Origin of the sequence: Pseudomonas kurunegalensis, assembly GCF_030291635.1 — a bacterium.
Lineage (GTDB): Bacteria > Pseudomonadota > Gammaproteobacteria > Pseudomonadales > Pseudomonadaceae > Aquipseudomonas > Aquipseudomonas monteilii.
Genome location: NZ_CP127871.1, coordinates 12,378 through 29,291, shown reverse-complemented (window position 1 = coordinate 29,291; position 16,914 = coordinate 12,378). Strand labels below are relative to the sequence as shown.

The window sequence follows — 16,914 nt, the reverse complement described above, 5'->3', positions numbered from 1 at the left end:
GCTTGACCATACAAACCCGGAAGCGTAGCCTTTCTGCTTGAGGGTGTGCTGGTGCGCCGGTTGAGTTTCAAGTTATCCGGGCGAGTGCATCCCCACTATTTAGGCCGCTTAAGCGGCCTTTATTTTTTGGGTTTGTTTCTATCTCCTTTAGGGACAATGGAATAGAGCTCTGCTTTGGGCTTGCGTGCCGTCAGTTCAAAAATCGCCTCATCGAAGACCTCGTTACCATAGCCATCATTGCGGCCAATCGTGCTGCGAAGGGCTGTCATGTGCGTGGCGCTTTTCCAGATCGACGTCGCAGCCAGTGCTGCCTTGATCTGCAGAATCATGTCATCGATGGTGTAACCATCTCGTACTACCCGGCTTCTGTAGGCATGGCTACCGATGAAAACGATGCCTGGGTCCTCAAGCTGTGGCAAATCCTGCCCGTCCTTCTGCCTATTGATCGCGTCGAATTGATCAGCGGTGAACTTACCAATTTCCACCGCCCTGACCCGGTGGTTGGACGCAAGCTGCTCAAGATTCGCCCTTATCAGGTACTCGGCATTTTCGAATAGCGGCATTTTTCCCAGTGCTCCCGCCGATATGCGACGGCTCTTGCTAGCGACTTAGATCGAGCGCCGCTGATGCGACGCATGGCTAGCAAGCTAGAGGCAGGGGTTTATGCAGGGAAGGTGACAGCTTAGGACGCGAGCAGTAGGAAATTTCCTAAACTGAGCTCCAGACAGCCATTCAAGACAAAATCAGAAAAATCTGCGGGTTTCTGGGGCCGCTGTGCGGCCCAATCGCCGGCAAGCCAGCTCCCACACCGACCGCACCAGCTTCAAGTCTGGTGCAGTACCTGTGGGAGCTGGCTTGCCGGCGATCGAGGGCAAAGCCCTCGCCAGCGATATCAGCCCGGCCGAACAACTTCGCCAGTAGCCAGATTCCGAATCACACTCGGGTTCTTCCGCCCCCCCAGCGCGCCGCCCAGCACCATGTCCAGCTGGCCATGGAAATACTGCTCCACCCGCAACCGGGTCTTCGCCGCCGGGCGCCCGCCCGGGTTGCACGAGGTGGAAATCAGCGGCCCCACCAGCGCGCACAGCTCACGCACCACCGGGTGATCACTGACCCGCAGCGCCACGGTGTCATGCTGCCCGGTCACCCATTCAGGCAACAGGTCCTGGTGCGGCACCAGCCAGGTGTTCGGCCCCGGCCAGGTGCTGCCCATGCGGTCGATCCAGTCTTCTGGGAAGTCCTCGAACAGGAAGTCGAACTGGCGGATGTTGTCGGCGATCAGGATCAGCCCTTTATCCACAGGCCGCGATTTCAGCGCCAGCAGGCGATACACCGCGTCCTCGTTCCACGGGTCGCAGCCCAGGCCCCAGACCGCTTCCGTCGGGTAGGCGATCACTGCGCCCGCCCGTACCTCACGTGCGGCTTGTTGCACACGAAAACTGCTCACCATTGCTGTCTCTCCGCCTATATACCTTGCTTGTGTGCAGTGTACTTAGCCCGCACGGGCAAACCAACGCCCGGCTTCATTGCTGACCCGGCCTTCCAGCTCCAGCTCGGTCAGTTGCGCCAGTACTTCGGCCAGCGACAGCTCGCTGCAATGCGCCAGGCTTTCGCTGGTTTGCGGCGCGGCATGCAGCAGGGCAAGCAGGGGATGGTCGAATTTGTCCACAATGGCGGGCGGCAGGTTTTGCCAACCCTGCAAGCTTTCCAGGATCTGATCCACGCTTTCCACCAGCAGCGCGCCATCACGGATCAACTGGTGGCAGCCCTTCGAACCCGGGTGGTGAATGGAGCCCGGAATCGCGTACACCTCGCGGCCTTGCTCGGCCGCCAGGCGGGCGGTGATCAGCGAACCACTGGCCAGGCTGGCTTCGACCACCAGCACGCCCAGCGACAGCCCACTGATGATGCGATTGCGCCGTGGGAAGTTGCCGGGCAATGGCCCGGCATTCAGCGGGTACTCGGAAACCAGTGCGCCGCCATGGTCGATCATCGCCTGTGCAAGCTCCAGGTGCCGCTGTGGATAAAGTTTTTGCAACCCCGTGCCAAGCACGCCAATCGTACCCCCACCGGCCTGCAACGCCGCCCGATGAGCGGCACCATCGATACCCACAGCCAAGCCGCTGGTGATAGTAAAACCGGCCTGCGCCAGGTAGCGGGAAAATGCCGCAGCGGTGTCGAGCGCCGGTGGTGTGGCACGCCTGCTGCCCACAATGGCCAGCTGTGGACGTTCGAGCAACGCAGGTTCGCCAGCCACAAAAAGCAGCGGCGGCGCATCGTCGATTTCCGCCAGCAATGCAGGGTAATCGGGGCCGTCCCACATCAGTAAATGCTGGCCAGGTCGCTCTAGCCAGGCCATTGCGGCCAGTGCGCCATCGCGCACTTCGGCACTGCGCCGCGCGTCGATGGTGATCTGTGGGATGCCCAGTGCACGCCAGGCCGAACCCGGTGCACTGAGTGCAGAGCAGGCACTGCCAAAGGCATCGAACAACGTGCGAAAACGTCGCAGTCCCATCCCGGTAAGGCAGTGCAGGCGTAATCGTGCATCCAGTTCGGCAGGCGAACAGAGCGACGAATGGTGAATTGGCATAGGGATCATCCTTGATCGAAACAGGGCCATTTACGTGGCACAACCTGTGGATAACTCTGTGAGTAACACTTTGAAAAGCTGTCCATTGATTGAAGGCTATCAAGCCCATAAACACCCTAGACGAGCTTGCCAGGTGCCGAAATCCCCGTTTCCCTTTATTATGTGTGCTCAGTTTTCAACCGAACGCACAGTGACTGCCTGACCTTATGGCCATCTTGAACATTCTCGAATTCCCGGACCCGCGCCTGCGCACCATCGCCAAGCCGGTGACGGTGTTCGACGACGCCCTGCGTCAGCTGATCGACGACATGTTTGAAACCATGTACGAAGCCCCTGGCATCGGCCTGGCCGCCACCCAGGTGAACGTGCACCTGCAGGTCGTGGTCATGGACCTCAGCGAAGACCGCAGCGAGCCGCGCGTCTTCATCAACCCCACGGTCGAAGAGCTGACCCATGACATGGGCCAGTATCAGGAAGGCTGCCTGTCGGTACCGGGCTTCTACGAGAACGTCGACCGCCCGCTGCGCGTACGGGTCAAGGCCCAGGACCGCGACGGCAAGCCGTACGAGCTGGAATGCGAAGGCCTGCTGGCGGTGTGCGTGCAGCACGAATTCGATCACCTCAACGGCAAGCTGTTCGTTGACTACCTGTCGCAGCTCAAGCGCGACCGGATCAAGAAGAAGCTGGAAAAGCAGCACCGCCAGCAAGCCTGATCCCCACCTTCCAGAAGGCTTGCTCCGGCAAGCCTTTTTCTTTTTTGAAGCGAGAACTCCATGCGCATCGTCTTTGCAGGCACTCCAGAGTTTGCCGCCGAACACCTCAAGGCCCTGCTCGACAGCCCGTACGAAATCGTGGCTGTCTACACCCAGCCTGACCGCCCTGCCGGCCGTGGCCAGAAGCTGATGCCAAGTGCGGTCAAGGCGCTGGCCGTGGCCCATGACATCCCGGTGTTCCAGCCGCAAACCCTGCGCAACGCCGACGCACAGGCTGAACTGGCTGCGTTGAAGCCAGACCTGATGGTGGTGGTCGCCTACGGCCTGATCCTGCCCCAGGTGGTGCTGGATATCCCGCGCCTGGGCTGCATCAATAGCCACGCCTCCCTGCTGCCACGCTGGCGCGGTGCGGCACCGATCCAGCGTGCCGTGGAAGCTGGCGACGCCGAGAGCGGTGTAACCGTGATGCGCATGGAAGCAGGCCTGGACACCGGCCCGATGCTGCTCAAGGTGGTGACCCCGATCAGCGCCGACGACACCGGCGGCACCTTGCACGACCGCCTGGCTGAGATGGGCCCGCCTGCTGTAGTCCAGGCCATCGCCGGCCTGGCCGACGGTTCGCTGCAAGGCGAAGTGCAGGACGATGCCTTGGCTACTTATGCACACAAGCTGAACAAGGACGAGGCGCGCATCGACTGGAGCCGCCCGGCTGTCGAGCTGGAGCGCCTGATCCGCGCCTTCAACCCGTGGCCGGTGTGCCACAGCACCCTCGATGGCGAAAGCGTGAAGGTGCTGTCCGCCAACTTGTCCACAGGCAAGGGCGCCCCCGGCGAAATACTTTCCGCCAGCAAGGACGGCCTCGTCGTAGCATGTGGTGACCAGGCACTGAGCCTGACCCGGCTGCAACTGCCAGGCGGCAAAGCGTTGAACTTCAGCGACCTGTTCAACAGCCGCCGCGAGAAATTCGCCGCTGGCAAGGTGCTGGGCCAATGAACCCACGCCTCGCCGCCGCCCGTGCCCTTGCCGCTGTACTTAGCGGCAAGGCTTCGCTGAACAGCTCGCTGCCGGCGCAGCTGGACAAGGTCGACGAGCGCGACCGTGGCCTGACCCAGGACCTGGCGTTCGGCACCGCACGCTGGCAGCCTCGCCTCGACCTGCTGGCCGCGCAACTGCTGCAAAAGCCGTTCAAGGCCGCCGATGCCGATGTGCAGGCGCTGCTGCTGGTCGGCCTGTATCAGTTGTTCTATACACGTATTCCCGCCCACGCCGCCATCGGCGAAACCGTCGGCTGTGCCGACAAGCTGAAGAAGCCGTGGGCCAAAGGGCTGCTCAATGCCGTACTGCGCCGCGCCCAGCGCGAAGGCGAGGAGCTGTTGGCAAGCATGGAGCGCGACCCGGTGGTACGCACCGCCCACCCGCGCTGGCTGCAAAAGTCGCTGAAAGCGTTCTGGCCGGAGCAGTGGGAGGCCATCTGCGCCGCCAATAACGCTCACCCGCCGATGATTTTGCGGGTCAACCGTCGCCACCACAGCCGCGATGCCTACCTGGCACTGCTGGCCGAGGCGGGCGTCAGCGCCAGCGCTTGCCAGTACAGCCGTGACGGCATTGTGCTGGCCGAGGCCTGTGACGTGCGCGGCCTGCCAGGCTTCGCCGAAGGCTGGGTGAGTGTGCAGGACGAAGCCGCGCAGCTGTCTGCCGACCTGCTTGAACTGGCCCCCGGCCAACGCGTGCTGGACGCCTGCTGCGCCCCTGGTGGCAAAACCTGCCACCTGCTCGAAGCCGAAGCCGGCCTGGCCCACGTAGTGGCCATCGACCTTGAAGCCAAGCGCCTGACCCGCGTACGCGAGAACCTTGACCGCCTGCAACTGGACGCCGAACTGATCGCCTGCGACGCCCGCGACACCGCCAGCTGGTGGGACGGCAAACCGTTCCAGCGCATCCTGCTCGACGCCCCGTGCTCGGCCACTGGCGTGATCCGCCGCCACCCGGACATCAAGCTGACCCGTCAGGCCGACGACATTCCGGCCCTGGCTTCGCTGCAAGGCGAGCTGCTGGATGCCCTGTGGCCAACCCTGGAAGTGGGCGGCATGCTGCTGTACGCCACCTGCTCCAGCCTGCCGACCGAGAACACCGAAGTGATCGACGCCTTCCTGGCCCGCACCCCGGGCGCCCGTGAGCTGGACCTGGCCACCGAGGCCGGGCTGCGCCAGCCCCACGGTCGCCAGCTGCTGGCCCAGGAAGGCGGCCACGACGGTTTCTACTATGCCAAGCTGATCAAGATCGCCGCCTCGCGCGGATAAGAACAAAAGGTAGGGAGTAGCGGATGAAGATCATCATCCTCGGCGCAGGCCAGGTAGGCGGTACGCTGGCAGAGCACTTGGCCAGCGAAGCCAACGACATCACCGTGGTCGACACCGATGGCGAGCGCCTGCGCGACCTGGGCGACCGCCTGGACATCCGTACCGTGCAGGGCCGGGGCTCGCTGCCGACGGTACTGCGCCAGGCCGGTGCCGACGACGCCGACATGCTGGTGGCGGTGACCAACAGCGATGAAACCAACATGGTCGCCTGCCAGGTAGCCTATTCGCTGTTCCACACCCCGACCAAGATCGCCCGGGTACGCGAGTCGGCCTACCTCACCCGTGAAGAGCTGTTCGACAACGACCATATCCCGGTCGACGTGCTGATCAGCCCTGAGCAGGTGGTGACCAACTACATCAAGCGCCTGATCGAACACCCGGGCTCGCTGCAGGTGATCGACTTCGCCGAAGGCAAGGCCCAGTTGGTGGCGGTAAAGGCTTACTACGGTGGCCCGCTGGTCGGCCAGCAACTGCGCCAGATTCGTGCGCACATGCCCAACGTCGATACCCGCGTGGCGGCCATCTTCCGCCGCGACCGGCCGATCACCCCACGCGGCGACACGGTAATCGAAGCTGACGACGAAGTGTTCTTCATTGCCGCGAAGAAGGACATTCGCGCCGTGATGGGCGAGCTGCGCCGCATCGACGAAACCAACAAGCGCATTGTCATCGCCGGGGGCGGGCAGATCGGCGAACGCCTGGCCGAGGCCATCGAAAGCCGCTACCAGGTGAAGATCATCGAGATGAGCCCGGCCCGTTGCCGGCACCTCTCCGATACTTTGGAAAGCACTGTGGTGCTGCAGGGCAGCGCTTCGGACAAGGACCTGATGCTCGAAGAGAACATCGCCGACGCCGATATCTTCCTGGCGCTGACCAACGACGACGAAGCCAACATCATGTCGTCGCTGCTGGCCAAGCGCCTGGGCGCGGGCAAAGTGATGACCATCATCAACAACCCGGCCTATGTCGACCTGGTGCAGGGCGGTGATATCGACATCGCCATCAGCCCGCAGCTGGCCACCATCGGCACCCTGCTGGCGCACGTGCGCCGTGGCGACATTGTCAGTGTGCACTCGCTGCGCCGTGGCGCGGCCGAGGCCATCGAAGCGGTGGCGCATGGGGATTCGAAGTCGAGCAAGGTGGTGGGCAAAGCCATCGAAGACATCGCCCTGCCACCGGGCACCACCATTGGCGCAATCATTCGTGACGAAGAGGTGATGATTGCCCACGACGACACCATGATCGAGTCGGGTGACCATGTGATCCTGTTCGTTGTGGATAAAAAGCATATTCGGGATGTGGAGAAGCTGTTCCACGTCGGCTTGAGTTTCTTCTAGGAGAAGAGGGCATGCGCGAATCGCTGGAGAAGATGCTGGCCAAGGGTGTGGATAACCCGCTGTTGCGGTTTGGCTTGGGCAAGGCCTGGCTGGATGAAGGCAACGGCGCTGAAGCGGCGGAGCACCTGGCTCGGTGTGTGGAGCAGGATCCGAAGTATTCGGCGGCCTGGAAGCTGCTGGGCAAGGCGCATCAGTTGCAGGGCGACCTGACGGCGGCACGCAAGGCCTGGGAGGACGGGATCGCGGCGGCGCAGGCCCATGGGGACAAGCAGGCCGAGAAGGAAATGGCAGTTTTTCTCAAGAAATTGAACAAAGCTTGAGATCGCCGGGGCTGCTTTGCAGCCCATCCGACCGGTCCGGCGCCCCGGCAAGGCCGCTCCTACAGGTGACCGCGATCCCTTGTAGGAGCGGCCTTGTGTCGCGATAGGGGCGCAAAGCGCCCCCAACAATCTCAATACCAGCGCGGCTCGCCCGCCGGGCGCTTCTTGAAGCGTTTCATGCTCCACATGTACTGGCTCGGGTACTCGCGCACATAGCGCTCGACCACCTTGCTCATCGCCGCCGCCGACTCGGTCACGTCGGTGCTGTACATCGCCTCCGGCGCCGCCTCCAGAAACACCTTGAAGCCCGAGCCATCCGGCAGCCGCAGCGCATGCAGGAACACCCCCACCGCCTTGCCACCGGCCAGCATGTTCGGCACGAACTTGCTGGTCAGCGCCTGGGTACCGAGAAACGGCACGAACACACCCGCCGATTCCGCCGGCTCCGGGTCGGCAGGGATGCCCACCTGGCCACCCCGGCGCACTTCCTTGATCACGCTGAGAATGCCTTCCTTGGTCGAAGGCGCCACGCGGTTGCCCATCTGCACACGCTGCTCACGCAGCAGGTCATCCACCGCTTTCAGCTTCGGTGGGCGATAGAAGATGATCGGTTTGCACTGGTTGCAGTAGAAGTGGTTCAGCACTTCCCAGTTGCCCAGGTGGCTGGTGATACCCACCACGCCCTTGCCCGAGGCCAGGGCCTGCTCCAGCACTTCCAGGCCGTGCACTTCCTTGACCAGCTCCAGCGAACGCTGCGGCGGCCAGATCCAGGCACAGGCACTTTCGACAAAGGACTTACCAATATCCCGTAGCGCCTGGCCAACCAGTTGCTCCCGGGCAACCGGGTCCATCTCCGGGAAACACTTGGCCAGGTTGATGCGCACCACGTTGCGCGAACTGTTGGGGATCTTCCACATCAGCCAGCCAATACCCGCGCCGACGCGCTGCACAGCCCCCCAGGGCAGCTTGGCAAACAGGCGCAGCACCCCGACCATCAGGGCGCCCTTGAACTTTTCCACAGGCGAATTCCTTATTTCAGCAAGGCGCGCATTGTAACCCCTCAACGCAGCAAGGCGGCGTAGCGATCGCAATCGGTGGTGTGGTCCATGACCATGCCGGTGGCCTGCATGAAGGCGTAGCAGATGGTCGGGCCGACGAACGTGAAGCCGGCTTTCTGCAGGGCCTTGCTCATGGCCTTGGCTTCATCGGTGACCGCTGGTACATCGCTGCGGCCCGCGAAATGGTTGACCTTCGGCTCCCCGCCAACGAACGACCATAACCAATCGGCAGGGTTATCCACAGCCAGCCAGGCCTGCGCGTTGCGCCGGGCGGCCTTGAGTTTGAGCCGGTTGCGGATGATGCCGGCATCCTGCATCAGTTCTTCGATACGTTCGTCGCTCATGGCAGCCAACTGCACAGGGTCGAAGCCGTACATCACCTCGCGATAACGCTCGCGTTTGCGCAAAACAGTGATCCACGAAAGCCCCGCCTGGAACCCTTCGAGCAAAAGCATCTCGAAGAGCAACGCCGGGTCACGCTGTGGCGTTCCCCATTCCTGGTCATGGTAGGCCTGGTACAACGGATCGTCGGTACACCAAAAGCAGCGTGGCATAAGGCTCCAATGAGTAGAGGGCGAGGCGAATCAGGTTATACTCCCGCTCTTTACATCCGCATCCCCAGATACAGGTGAATTTCGTGAGCCAGCCTACGCCAGCCGTGCGTACCTTCCAAGACCTGATCCTCGCCCTGCAAAACTACTGGGCAGCTCAAGGTTGTGTGGTGCTTCAGCCCTACGATATGGAAGTAGGCGCCGGCACTTTCCACACCGCTACATTCCTGCGCGCCGTGGGTCCAGAAACCTGGAACGCCGCCTATGTGCAGCCTAGCCGTCGCCCTGCCGACGGGCGGTATGGCGAAAACCCCAACCGCCTGCAGCACTACTACCAGTTCCAGGTGGTGCTCAAGCCGAACCCGGCCAACTTCCAGGAGCTGTACCTCGGCTCGCTGAAAGCCATCGGCCTGGACCCGCTGGTGCACGACATCCGCTTCGTCGAAGACAACTGGGAATCGCCAACCCTCGGCGCCTGGGGCCTGGGCTGGGAAATCTGGCTGAACGGCATGGAAGTCACCCAGTTCACCTACTTCCAGCAGGTAGGCGGCATCGAGTGCTACCCGGTCACCGGTGAAATCACCTACGGCCTGGAGCGCCTGGCCATGTACATCCAGGGCGTCGACTCGGTGTACGACCTGGTGTGGGCCGACGGCCCGTTCGGCAAGGTCACCTATGGCGACGTGTTCCACCAGAACGAAGTGGAGCAGTCGACCTACAACTTCGAACACGCCAACGTCGACAAGCTGTTCGAACTGTTCGACTTCTACGAAAGCGAAGCGAACCGCCTGATCAAGTTGGAGCTGCCGCTGCCGACCTACGAAATGGTCCTGAAGGCCTCGCACACCTTCAACTTGCTGGATGCCCGCCGCGCCATCTCGGTTACCGAGCGCCAGCGTTACATCCTGCGTGTCCGTACCCTGGCCCGGGACGTGGCACAAAGCTATCTGCAAGCCCGCGCACGCCTGGGCTTCCCGATGGCCACCCCTGAATTGCGTGACGAAGTGTTGGCTAAGCTGGAGGCTGCACAATGAGTGCTCAAGATTTCCTGGTAGAACTGGGCACCGAAGAGCTGCCACCGAAAGCCCTCGCCAGCCTCGGCGAAGCCTTCCTGGCCGGTATCGAGAAGGGCCTGCAGGCCGCTGGCCTGAACTACACCGGCAAGCAGGTGTATGCCGCACCGCGTCGCCTGGCCGTGCTGATTCGCCAGCTGGACGTGCAGCAGCCTGACCGCAGCATCAACATCGACGGCCCGCCCCTGCAGGCTGCTTTCAAAGACGGCGAGCCGACCCAGGCTGCCCTGGGCTTCGCCAAGAAGTGTGGCGTGGAGCTGGCCGAAATCGACCAGAGCGGCCCCAAGTTGCGCTTCTCTCAGCACATCCCGGGCAAGGCCACTGCCGGCCTGCTGCCAACCATCGTCGAAGATTCGCTGAACGACCTGCCAATCCCCAAGCGCATGCGCTGGGCGGCCAGCCGTGAAGAGTTCGTACGCCCGACCCAATGGCTGGTAATGCTGCTGGGCGACCAGGTGGTCGACTGCACCATCCTGTCGCAGAAGGCCGGCCGTGAATCCCGTGGTCACCGCTTCCACCACCCGGAGAACGTGGTCCTTACCACCCCGGCCAACTACGTCGAAGACCTGCGCAAGGCCTACGTGCTGGCCGACTTCGCGGAGCGTCGCGAGCTGATCAGCAAGCGTACCGCCGAACTGGCCATGCAGCAGGAAGGCACCGCCATCGTGCCGCCAGCGCTCCTGGACGAAGTGACTGCCCTGGTCGAATGGCCGGTGCCGCTGGTGTGCTCGTTCGAGGAGCGTTTCCTCGAAGTGCCGCAGGAAGCCCTGATCACCACCATGCAGGACAACCAGAAGTACTTCTGCCTGCTGGACAGCGAAGGCAAGCTGCTGCCGCGCTTCATTACCGTGGCCAACGTTGAAAGCCGCGACCCGAAGCAGATTGTGCAAGGCAACGAGAAGGTCGTGCGCCCACGCCTGACCGACGCCGAGTTCTTCTTCAAGCAAGACAAAAAGCAGCCGCTGGAAACCTTCAACGAGCGCCTGAAGAACGTGGTGTTCCAGGCCCAGCTGGGCACTGTGTACGACAAGGCCGAGCGCGTTTCCAAGCTGGCTGCCTTCATCGCCCCGCTGATCGGCGGCGACGCCCAGCGCGCTGGCCGTGCCGGCCTGCTGTCCAAATGCGACCTGGCCACCGAGATGGTTGGCGAATTCCCTGAAATGCAGGGTGTTGCCGGTTACTACTACGCGCTCAACGACGGTGAGCCGGAAGATGTAGCCCTGGCCTTGAACGAGCAGTACATGCCGCGCGGTGCTGGCGCCGAGCTGCCGCAGACCCTTACCGGGGCTGCCGTGGCCATCGCCGACAAGCTCGATACCCTGGTGGGTATCTTCGGTATCGGCATGCTGCCAACCGGCAGCAAAGACCCGTACGCCCTGCGCCGTGCTGCCTTGGGCGTGCTGCGTATCCTGATCGAGAAGCAGCTGGACCTGAACCTGACCGGTGCGGTCGAGTTCGCCGTCAAGCAGTTCGGTGCCAAGGTCAAGGCTGCCGGCTTGTCGGAGCAGGTGCTGGAATTCATCTTCGACCGCCTGCGTGCACGTTACGAAGACGAAGGCATCGACGTGGCCACCTACCTGTCGGTACGTGCCCTGCAGCCAGGTTCTGCCCTGGACTTCGACCAGCGCGTACAGGCCGTGCAGGCCTTCCGCAAGCTGCCGGAAGCCGAAGCCCTGGCTGCGGTGAACAAGCGTGTGTCGAACCTGCTGAGCAAGGCCGAAGGCGCCATCGCCGAACAGGTCGAGCCGAAGTACTTCGACAATGCCAACGAGTTCTCCCTGTACTCGGCCATTCAGCAGGCCGACCAGGCCGTGCAACCAATGGCTGCTGCACGCCAGTACAGCGAATCGCTGGCCCGCCTGGCGGCCCTGCGTGACCCGGTCGACGCCTTCTTCGAGGCGGTGATGGTCAACGCCGAAGACGCCAAGGTACGCGCCAACCGTTATGCCCTGCTCAGCCGCCTGCGCGGTCTGTTCCTGGGCGTGGCCGACATTTCGCTGCTGGGGTAAGCCTTGAAACTGCTGATTCTCGACCGTGACGGGGTCATCAATCATGACTCCGATGCCTACATCAAGACGCTGGAAGAGTGGGTGCCGATCCCGGGCTCGGTCGAAGCGATCGCGCAGTTGAGCAAGGCGGGCTGGACGGTGGCCGTGGCCACCAACCAGTCCGGCATTGCCCGTGGCTATTACACACTGGCAACCCTGAAGGCCATGCACGCGCGCCTGCGCGTGCTGGTGGCCGAGCAGGGCGGCGAGGTGGGCCATATCGTGTATTGCCCGCATGGGCCGGATGAAGGCTGCGATTGCCGCAAGCCCAAGCCTGGCATGCTGCGGGCCATTGCCGAGCATTATCAGGTCGGCCTTGAGGGCATCTGGTTTGTTGGCGACAGCAAAGGTGACCTGGAGGCCGCCCTGGCCGTCGGTGCACAACCCGTGTTGGTGAAAACCGGCAAGGGCGAGCGGACCCTGGAAAAAGGTGTCCCTGAAACTACACTGATTTTCGACGATCTGGCAGCTATCGCCAGAGAACTAATTTAAACAGTGCGCCTTCGGGCGCACTTTTCTCAGGCGGGCATGCCCCGCAATGGTACAAGCCACTATGTCGATCCTGCAGGCGATCAGAATCTTTCTTTTTTACCTGCTGCTGGGCACCAGTTCGCTGCTGTGGTGCTCGCTGAGCTTTTTCGTCGCGCCGTTCCTGTCGTTTCCCAAGCGCTACAAGTTCATCAACGTATATTGGTGCCGCTGCGCGCTGTTCCTGGTGCGCACCATCCTCGGCATCGACTACAAGATCACGGGTGCCGAGAACGTGCCCAATGAGCCTTGCGTGATCCTGTCGAACCACCAGAGCACCTGGGAAACCTTCTTCCTGTCCCAGTACTTCTCGCCGTTGAGCCAAGTGCTCAAGCGCGAGCTGCTGTATGTGCCGTTCTTCGGCTGGGCCATGGCCATGCTGCGACCGATCGCGATCAACCGCGACAACCCCAAGGAAGCCCTGCGCCAGGTGGCGAGCAAGGGTGACGAACTGCTCAAGCAGAAGACCTGGGTGCTGATTTTCCCGGAAGGCACCCGCGTGCCCTTCGGCACGGTGGGCAAGTTTTCCCGTGGCGGTACCGCTCTGGCGGTAAATGCCGGGCTGCCGGTACTGCCGATTGCCCACAACGCGGGCAAGTTCTGGCCAAAGACGGGTTGGGGCAAACGCTCTGGCACCATCGAGGTGGTCATTGGCGAACCCATGTACGCCAATGGCAGCGGGCCACGTGCCATTGCAGAGCTCAACGACCGCGCCGCAGCGTGGAACGAGGCGACTCAGCGGGCCATGGGTTCGCTGCCGCCAGCAGCGGAAAAACCCCAGGAACAGACAGCTTGATTTTCTGTGGATAACTTGTGAGCAGTTTTTCCATCAAATGCTTCAAGTGATCCCTAAGTAATTGAATTAGCTGTTTATTTCTACGTATGACATTTTTCTTAAAATCGTGCATAAGTTTTTTCGGGGCATAAAAAACCGGCTTTTACAGCCGGTTTTTTTATGGCGTGTGGACAGCATCAGACCTTGTCGATATCCACATCCTTGGTTTCTTTGAGGCAGAAGATCCCCACCACCAGGCTCACCCCGGTCACCAGAATCGGGTACCACAGCCCGTAGAAAATATCCCCGGTGTACACCACCAGCGCGAACGAGACCGTCGGTAGGAAGCCGCCGAACCAGCCGTTGCCAATGTGGTAGGGCAGCGACATCGAGGTGTAGCGGATACGGGTCGGGAACAGTTCGACCATTACCGCCGCCAAGGGGCCGTAAGTCATGGTCGCAATCAGAATCATCGCCACGATCAGCACCACCACCATCACCTGGTTGACCTGCGCCGGGTCGGCCTTGGCTGGGTAGCCCGCCTGCTCGATTGCCGCGCGCATGGCGGTTTCGTCGAAGCCATTGATGGCCTTGTCGCCAATATTCACCACTACATCACTGCCCGCCACGCTCACCGATTTGTACGGCAAGCCCTGCTTGACAAGGAACGTCTTGACCTTGTCGCACGGGCTGTCGAAACGCGCCTTGCCCACCGGGTCGAACTGGAAGGTGCAGCCTTGCGGGTCGGCGGTTACCACGATCGGCGCCTGGCGGCTGGCGGCATCGATCTGTGGGTTGGCGTAGTGGCTCAGCGCCTTGAACAGCGGGAAGTACAGCACGGTGGCCAGCAGCAGGCCGAGCATCAGGATCGGCTTGCGGCCGATACGGTCGGACAACCAGCCGAAGAACACGAAGAACGGCGCACCAATCACCACACTGATGATCAGCAGGGTGTTGGCCTGGGCCGGGTCCATCTTCAGCATCTGGGTCATGAAGAACAGCACGTAGAACTGTGCCGTGTAGAAGGTCACGGCTTGCCCGGCGTTGATGCTGAACAGGGCGGTAAGTACCACCTTCAGGTTTGGCCAGGAGGTGAACGACTCACGGATCGGCGATTTGCTGATCTTGCCCTGGGCCTTCATTTTCACGAACGCCGGCGATTCGTGCATGCTCATACGAATCCAGGTGGAGATGGCCAGCAGCACGATCGACAGCAGGAACGGCAGGCGCCAGCCCCAGGTTTCGAACTGGTCGCCGCTGATGTAGCGGCTGCCCAGCACTACCAGCAGCGACAGCAGCAGCCCAAGGGTAGCGGTGGACTGGATGAAACCGGTGTGGAAGCCACGTTTGCCGGGTGGTGCGTGCTCCGCCACATAAGTGGCAGCACCGCCGTACTCACCGCCCAGCGCCAGCCCCTGCAACATCCGCAGAATCACCAGGATGATCGGTGCTGCGATGCCGATGCTGGCATAGGTGGGTAACAGCCCCACCGCGAAGGTGGACAGGCCCATCAGCACGATGGTAACCAGGAAGGTGTACTTGCGCCCGATCATATCGCCCAGGCGGCCGAACACCAGTGCACCGAAGGGCCGCACCAGGAAACCGGCGGCGAAGGCCATAAGGGCGAAGATGAAGGCGGTGGTGTCGTTCACACCCGCAAAAAACTGCTTGCTGATGACCGCTGCCAACGCGCCATAGAGAAAAAAGTCATACCACTCGAAAACCGTCCCGAGGGATGACGCGAAAATGATCTTGCGTTCTTCACGGCGGCTGGAGCTGCTGGCCGCCGCACCCTGCTCTTGGATGTAATCCGACATCGTTGCTGTCCTCGGCCCGCAGGCCACAGTGATTATTCTTGTTGTTCCACTGTCGGCAGCCTCTGACCGCAAGCCGCCGGTACTGCACGCACCCGGTCAGGGCGTCGGTAAGGCGTCTTCATTCAGATAGGTTTGGGTCGCAGCTCCTTTGAGAATCAGTTGCGCCGCCTTTTCGGCGATCATGAGGGTGGGTGAGCAGGTATTGCCGGAAGTGATCTGCGGCATGATCGAGGCATCCGCTACGCGCAGGCCGGGGATGCCGTGTACGCGCAGCTGGTTATCCACAACATCCAATGCGCCGGAGCCCATGCGGCAGGTGCCGACCGGGTGGAAGATGGTGGTGCCGATTTTGCCAGCGGCCTCGAACAGTTCTTCCTCGGTTTGCAGGGCCGGGCCCGGCAGGTATTCCTTGGGCTCGAACGCCGCGAGGGCAGGGGCCTGGACGATGCGCCGGGTAAGACGAATGGCATCGGCAGCGACGCGCAGGTCCTGTGGGTCGCTGAGGTAATTGGGGTCGATCAGCGGCGTGCTGTTCATGTCGGTGCTGCGAATATCGATACGCCCGCGACTGGCCGGGCGCAGGTTGCACACCGAAGCGGTGAACGCAGGGAACGGATGCAACGGCTCGCCGAAGCGCTCCAGTGACAGCGGCTGCACGTGGTACTGCAAATTGGCGGTAGCTTGCTCCGGGCTCGAACGCACAAATGCACCCAATTGACTCGGCGCCATGGCCAGCGGGCCACTGCGATCATAGAGGTAGCGCAAGCCCATACCCATCTTGCCCCAGAGGCTGTTGGCCATCTGGTTCAAGGTGCGGGTGTTGCGGATCTGGTAGATCAGGCGCAGTTGCAGGTGGTCCTGAAGGTTGCCGCCCACCCCTGGCATGTCGTGGCGAACGCCGATACCCAGGCTTTCCAGCAGTTGGCGCGGGCCGATACCGGAGCGCTGCAGAATGCCAGGTGAACCAACGGCGCCGGCGCAAAGGATAATCTCGCGGCGCGCCGCAAACTCGTGCCAAGCGCCTTGCCAAAATGCTTTCACCGCCCGCGCCCGGGTATTGTTGAGCAGTACCTGATCAACCTGAACGCCGGTCAGCACGGTGAGGTTGGCGCGGTCCTTGATCGGTCGCAGGAAGGCTTTGGAGGCGTTCCAGCGTACGCCGCTGCGCTGGTTGACCTGAAAGTATCCACAGCCTTGGTTGTCGCCGGTGTTGAAGTCATCGACCTTGCCGACGCCACTTTGCTCGGCGGCATCGCGGAAAGCATCGAGAATCGGCCAGCTGTAGCGCTGGCGCTCGACCCGCCATTCGCCGTCACCGCCGTGGTGCTCGCTGGCGCCGGCAAAGTGGTTCTCGCTGGCCTTGAACAGCGGCAATACATCTTTCCAGGCCCAACCGTCGTTACCTTGCTCGGCCCAAGCATCATAGTCGGCCGCCTGGCCACGCATGTAGATCATGCCGTTGATCGAGGAGCAGCCACCAAGCACCTTGCCGCGCGGGTAGCCCAGTGCCCGACCGCCAAGACCAGCCTGGGCTTCGGTCTTGAAACACCAGTCAGTGCGCGGGTTACCTATGCAGTAGAGATAACCCACGGGAATGTGGATCCAGGGATAGTTATCGCGCCCCCCCGCTTCCAGCAGCAAGACGCGGCAGGAAGGGTCGGCGGACAAACGATTGGCCAGCAGGCAACCGGCGGGACCGGCCCCTACGACCACGTAGTCGAAGACAGAATCGGCTGATGGCATG

At 62.1% G+C, this 16,914-nt stretch carries 16 protein-coding genes; 9 read left to right on the top strand and 7 right to left on the bottom strand.

Translation table 11 applies throughout. The features are described from left to right. Positions 1–119: 119 nt before the first annotated feature. From QQ992_RS00130 to dprA, 3 genes are all read right to left on the bottom strand, one after another. On the bottom strand, positions 120–563 hold the full coding sequence (locus QQ992_RS00130) for a hypothetical protein (protein WP_286111871.1): 444 nt from the start codon (positions 561–563) through the stop codon (positions 120–122). Positions 564–892: 329 nt separating this feature from the next. Continuing rightward, positions 893–1,450, bottom strand: a complete 558-nt coding sequence (tsaC, locus tag QQ992_RS00125) for an L-threonylcarbamoyladenylate synthase type 1 TsaC (protein WP_060499858.1) — start codon at positions 1,448–1,450, stop codon at positions 893–895. Between the two features lie 42 nt (positions 1,451–1,492). After that, positions 1,493–2,590 carry a DNA-processing protein DprA gene (dprA, locus tag QQ992_RS00120; protein WP_286111869.1) on the bottom strand — a complete coding sequence of 366 codons (1,098 nt, stop codon included), beginning with the start codon at positions 2,588–2,590 and terminating at the stop codon, positions 1,493–1,495. Positions 2,591–2,796: 206 nt separating this feature from the next. Between dprA and def the strand changes: the two genes are divergently transcribed. From def to QQ992_RS00095, 5 genes are read left to right on the top strand one after another with little or no spacing between them, the layout of a single operon-like run. After that, positions 2,797–3,303, top strand: coding sequence for a peptide deformylase (gene def / locus QQ992_RS00115; protein WP_016712797.1), 507 nt, complete (start codon positions 2,797–2,799; stop codon positions 3,301–3,303). Positions 3,304–3,363: 60 nt separating this feature from the next. Continuing rightward, a complete protein-coding gene (gene fmt, locus QQ992_RS00110) occupies positions 3,364–4,296 on the top strand; it encodes a methionyl-tRNA formyltransferase (protein WP_286111868.1) in 933 nt (310 codons plus the stop codon). Further along, positions 4,293–5,603, top strand: a complete 1,311-nt coding sequence (gene rsmB / locus QQ992_RS00105; RefSeq protein WP_286111866.1) for a 16S rRNA (cytosine(967)-C(5))-methyltransferase RsmB — start codon at positions 4,293–4,295, stop codon at positions 5,601–5,603. The genes fmt and rsmB overlap by 4 nt, the downstream gene beginning before the upstream one ends. A 23-nt stretch (positions 5,604–5,626) precedes the next feature. Continuing rightward, positions 5,627–7,000 carry a Trk system potassium transporter TrkA gene (gene trkA / locus QQ992_RS00100; RefSeq protein WP_284356960.1) on the top strand — a complete coding sequence of 458 codons (1,374 nt, stop codon included), beginning with the start codon at positions 5,627–5,629 and terminating at the stop codon, positions 6,998–7,000. An 11-nt stretch (positions 7,001–7,011) separates the two neighbouring features. After that, complete coding sequence (locus QQ992_RS00095) at positions 7,012–7,320, top strand: tetratricopeptide repeat protein (RefSeq protein WP_286111862.1); 309 nt, start codon at positions 7,012–7,014, stop codon at positions 7,318–7,320. Between the two features lie 131 nt (positions 7,321–7,451). On the opposite strand, the gene QQ992_RS00090 is transcribed toward QQ992_RS00095, so the two are convergent. Both QQ992_RS00090 and QQ992_RS00085 read right to left on the bottom strand, forming a co-directional pair. Beyond that, complete coding sequence (locus tag QQ992_RS00090; RefSeq protein ID WP_016712792.1) at positions 7,452–8,339, bottom strand: lysophospholipid acyltransferase; 888 nt, start codon at positions 8,337–8,339, stop codon at positions 7,452–7,454. Between the two features lie 41 nt (positions 8,340–8,380). Then, positions 8,381–8,932, bottom strand: a complete 552-nt coding sequence (locus QQ992_RS00085; protein WP_286111861.1) for a DNA-3-methyladenine glycosylase I — start codon at positions 8,930–8,932, stop codon at positions 8,381–8,383. An 83-nt stretch (positions 8,933–9,015) separates the two neighbouring features. Here QQ992_RS00085 and glyQ point away from each other — a divergent pair, with 83 nt between their 5' ends. The 4 genes from glyQ to QQ992_RS00065 are packed head-to-tail and all read left to right on the top strand — an operon-like array spanning position 9,016 to position 13,374. After that, complete coding sequence (gene glyQ, locus QQ992_RS00080; RefSeq protein ID WP_003253126.1) at positions 9,016–9,963, top strand: glycine--tRNA ligase subunit alpha; 948 nt, start codon at positions 9,016–9,018, stop codon at positions 9,961–9,963. After that, entirely contained in the window at positions 9,960–12,011 is a 2,052-nt protein-coding gene (gene glyS, locus QQ992_RS00075) for a glycine--tRNA ligase subunit beta (protein WP_286111859.1), read from the top strand. The genes glyQ and glyS overlap by 4 nt, the downstream gene beginning before the upstream one ends. A 3-nt stretch (positions 12,012–12,014) precedes the next feature. Beyond that, positions 12,015–12,542, top strand: coding sequence for a D-glycero-beta-D-manno-heptose 1,7-bisphosphate 7-phosphatase (gmhB, locus tag QQ992_RS00070; RefSeq protein WP_286111857.1), 528 nt, complete (start codon positions 12,015–12,017; stop codon positions 12,540–12,542). Between the two features lie 46 nt (positions 12,543–12,588). Beyond that, positions 12,589–13,374, top strand: a complete 786-nt coding sequence (locus QQ992_RS00065; RefSeq protein ID WP_019099404.1) for a lysophospholipid acyltransferase family protein — start codon at positions 12,589–12,591, stop codon at positions 13,372–13,374. 176 nt (positions 13,375–13,550) lie between these two features. Here the strand turns inward: QQ992_RS00065 and QQ992_RS00060 are convergent, their stop codons facing one another. After that, positions 13,551–15,170: an MFS transporter gene (locus QQ992_RS00060; protein ID WP_016712787.1), complete on the bottom strand. Its 1,620-nt coding sequence runs from the start codon at positions 15,168–15,170 to the stop codon at positions 13,551–13,553. 96 nt (positions 15,171–15,266) lie between these two features. Continuing rightward, positions 15,267–16,913, bottom strand: coding sequence for a GMC family oxidoreductase (locus QQ992_RS00055; RefSeq protein WP_286111855.1), 1,647 nt, complete (start codon positions 16,911–16,913; stop codon positions 15,267–15,269). Position 16,914: the final 1 nt, after the last annotated feature.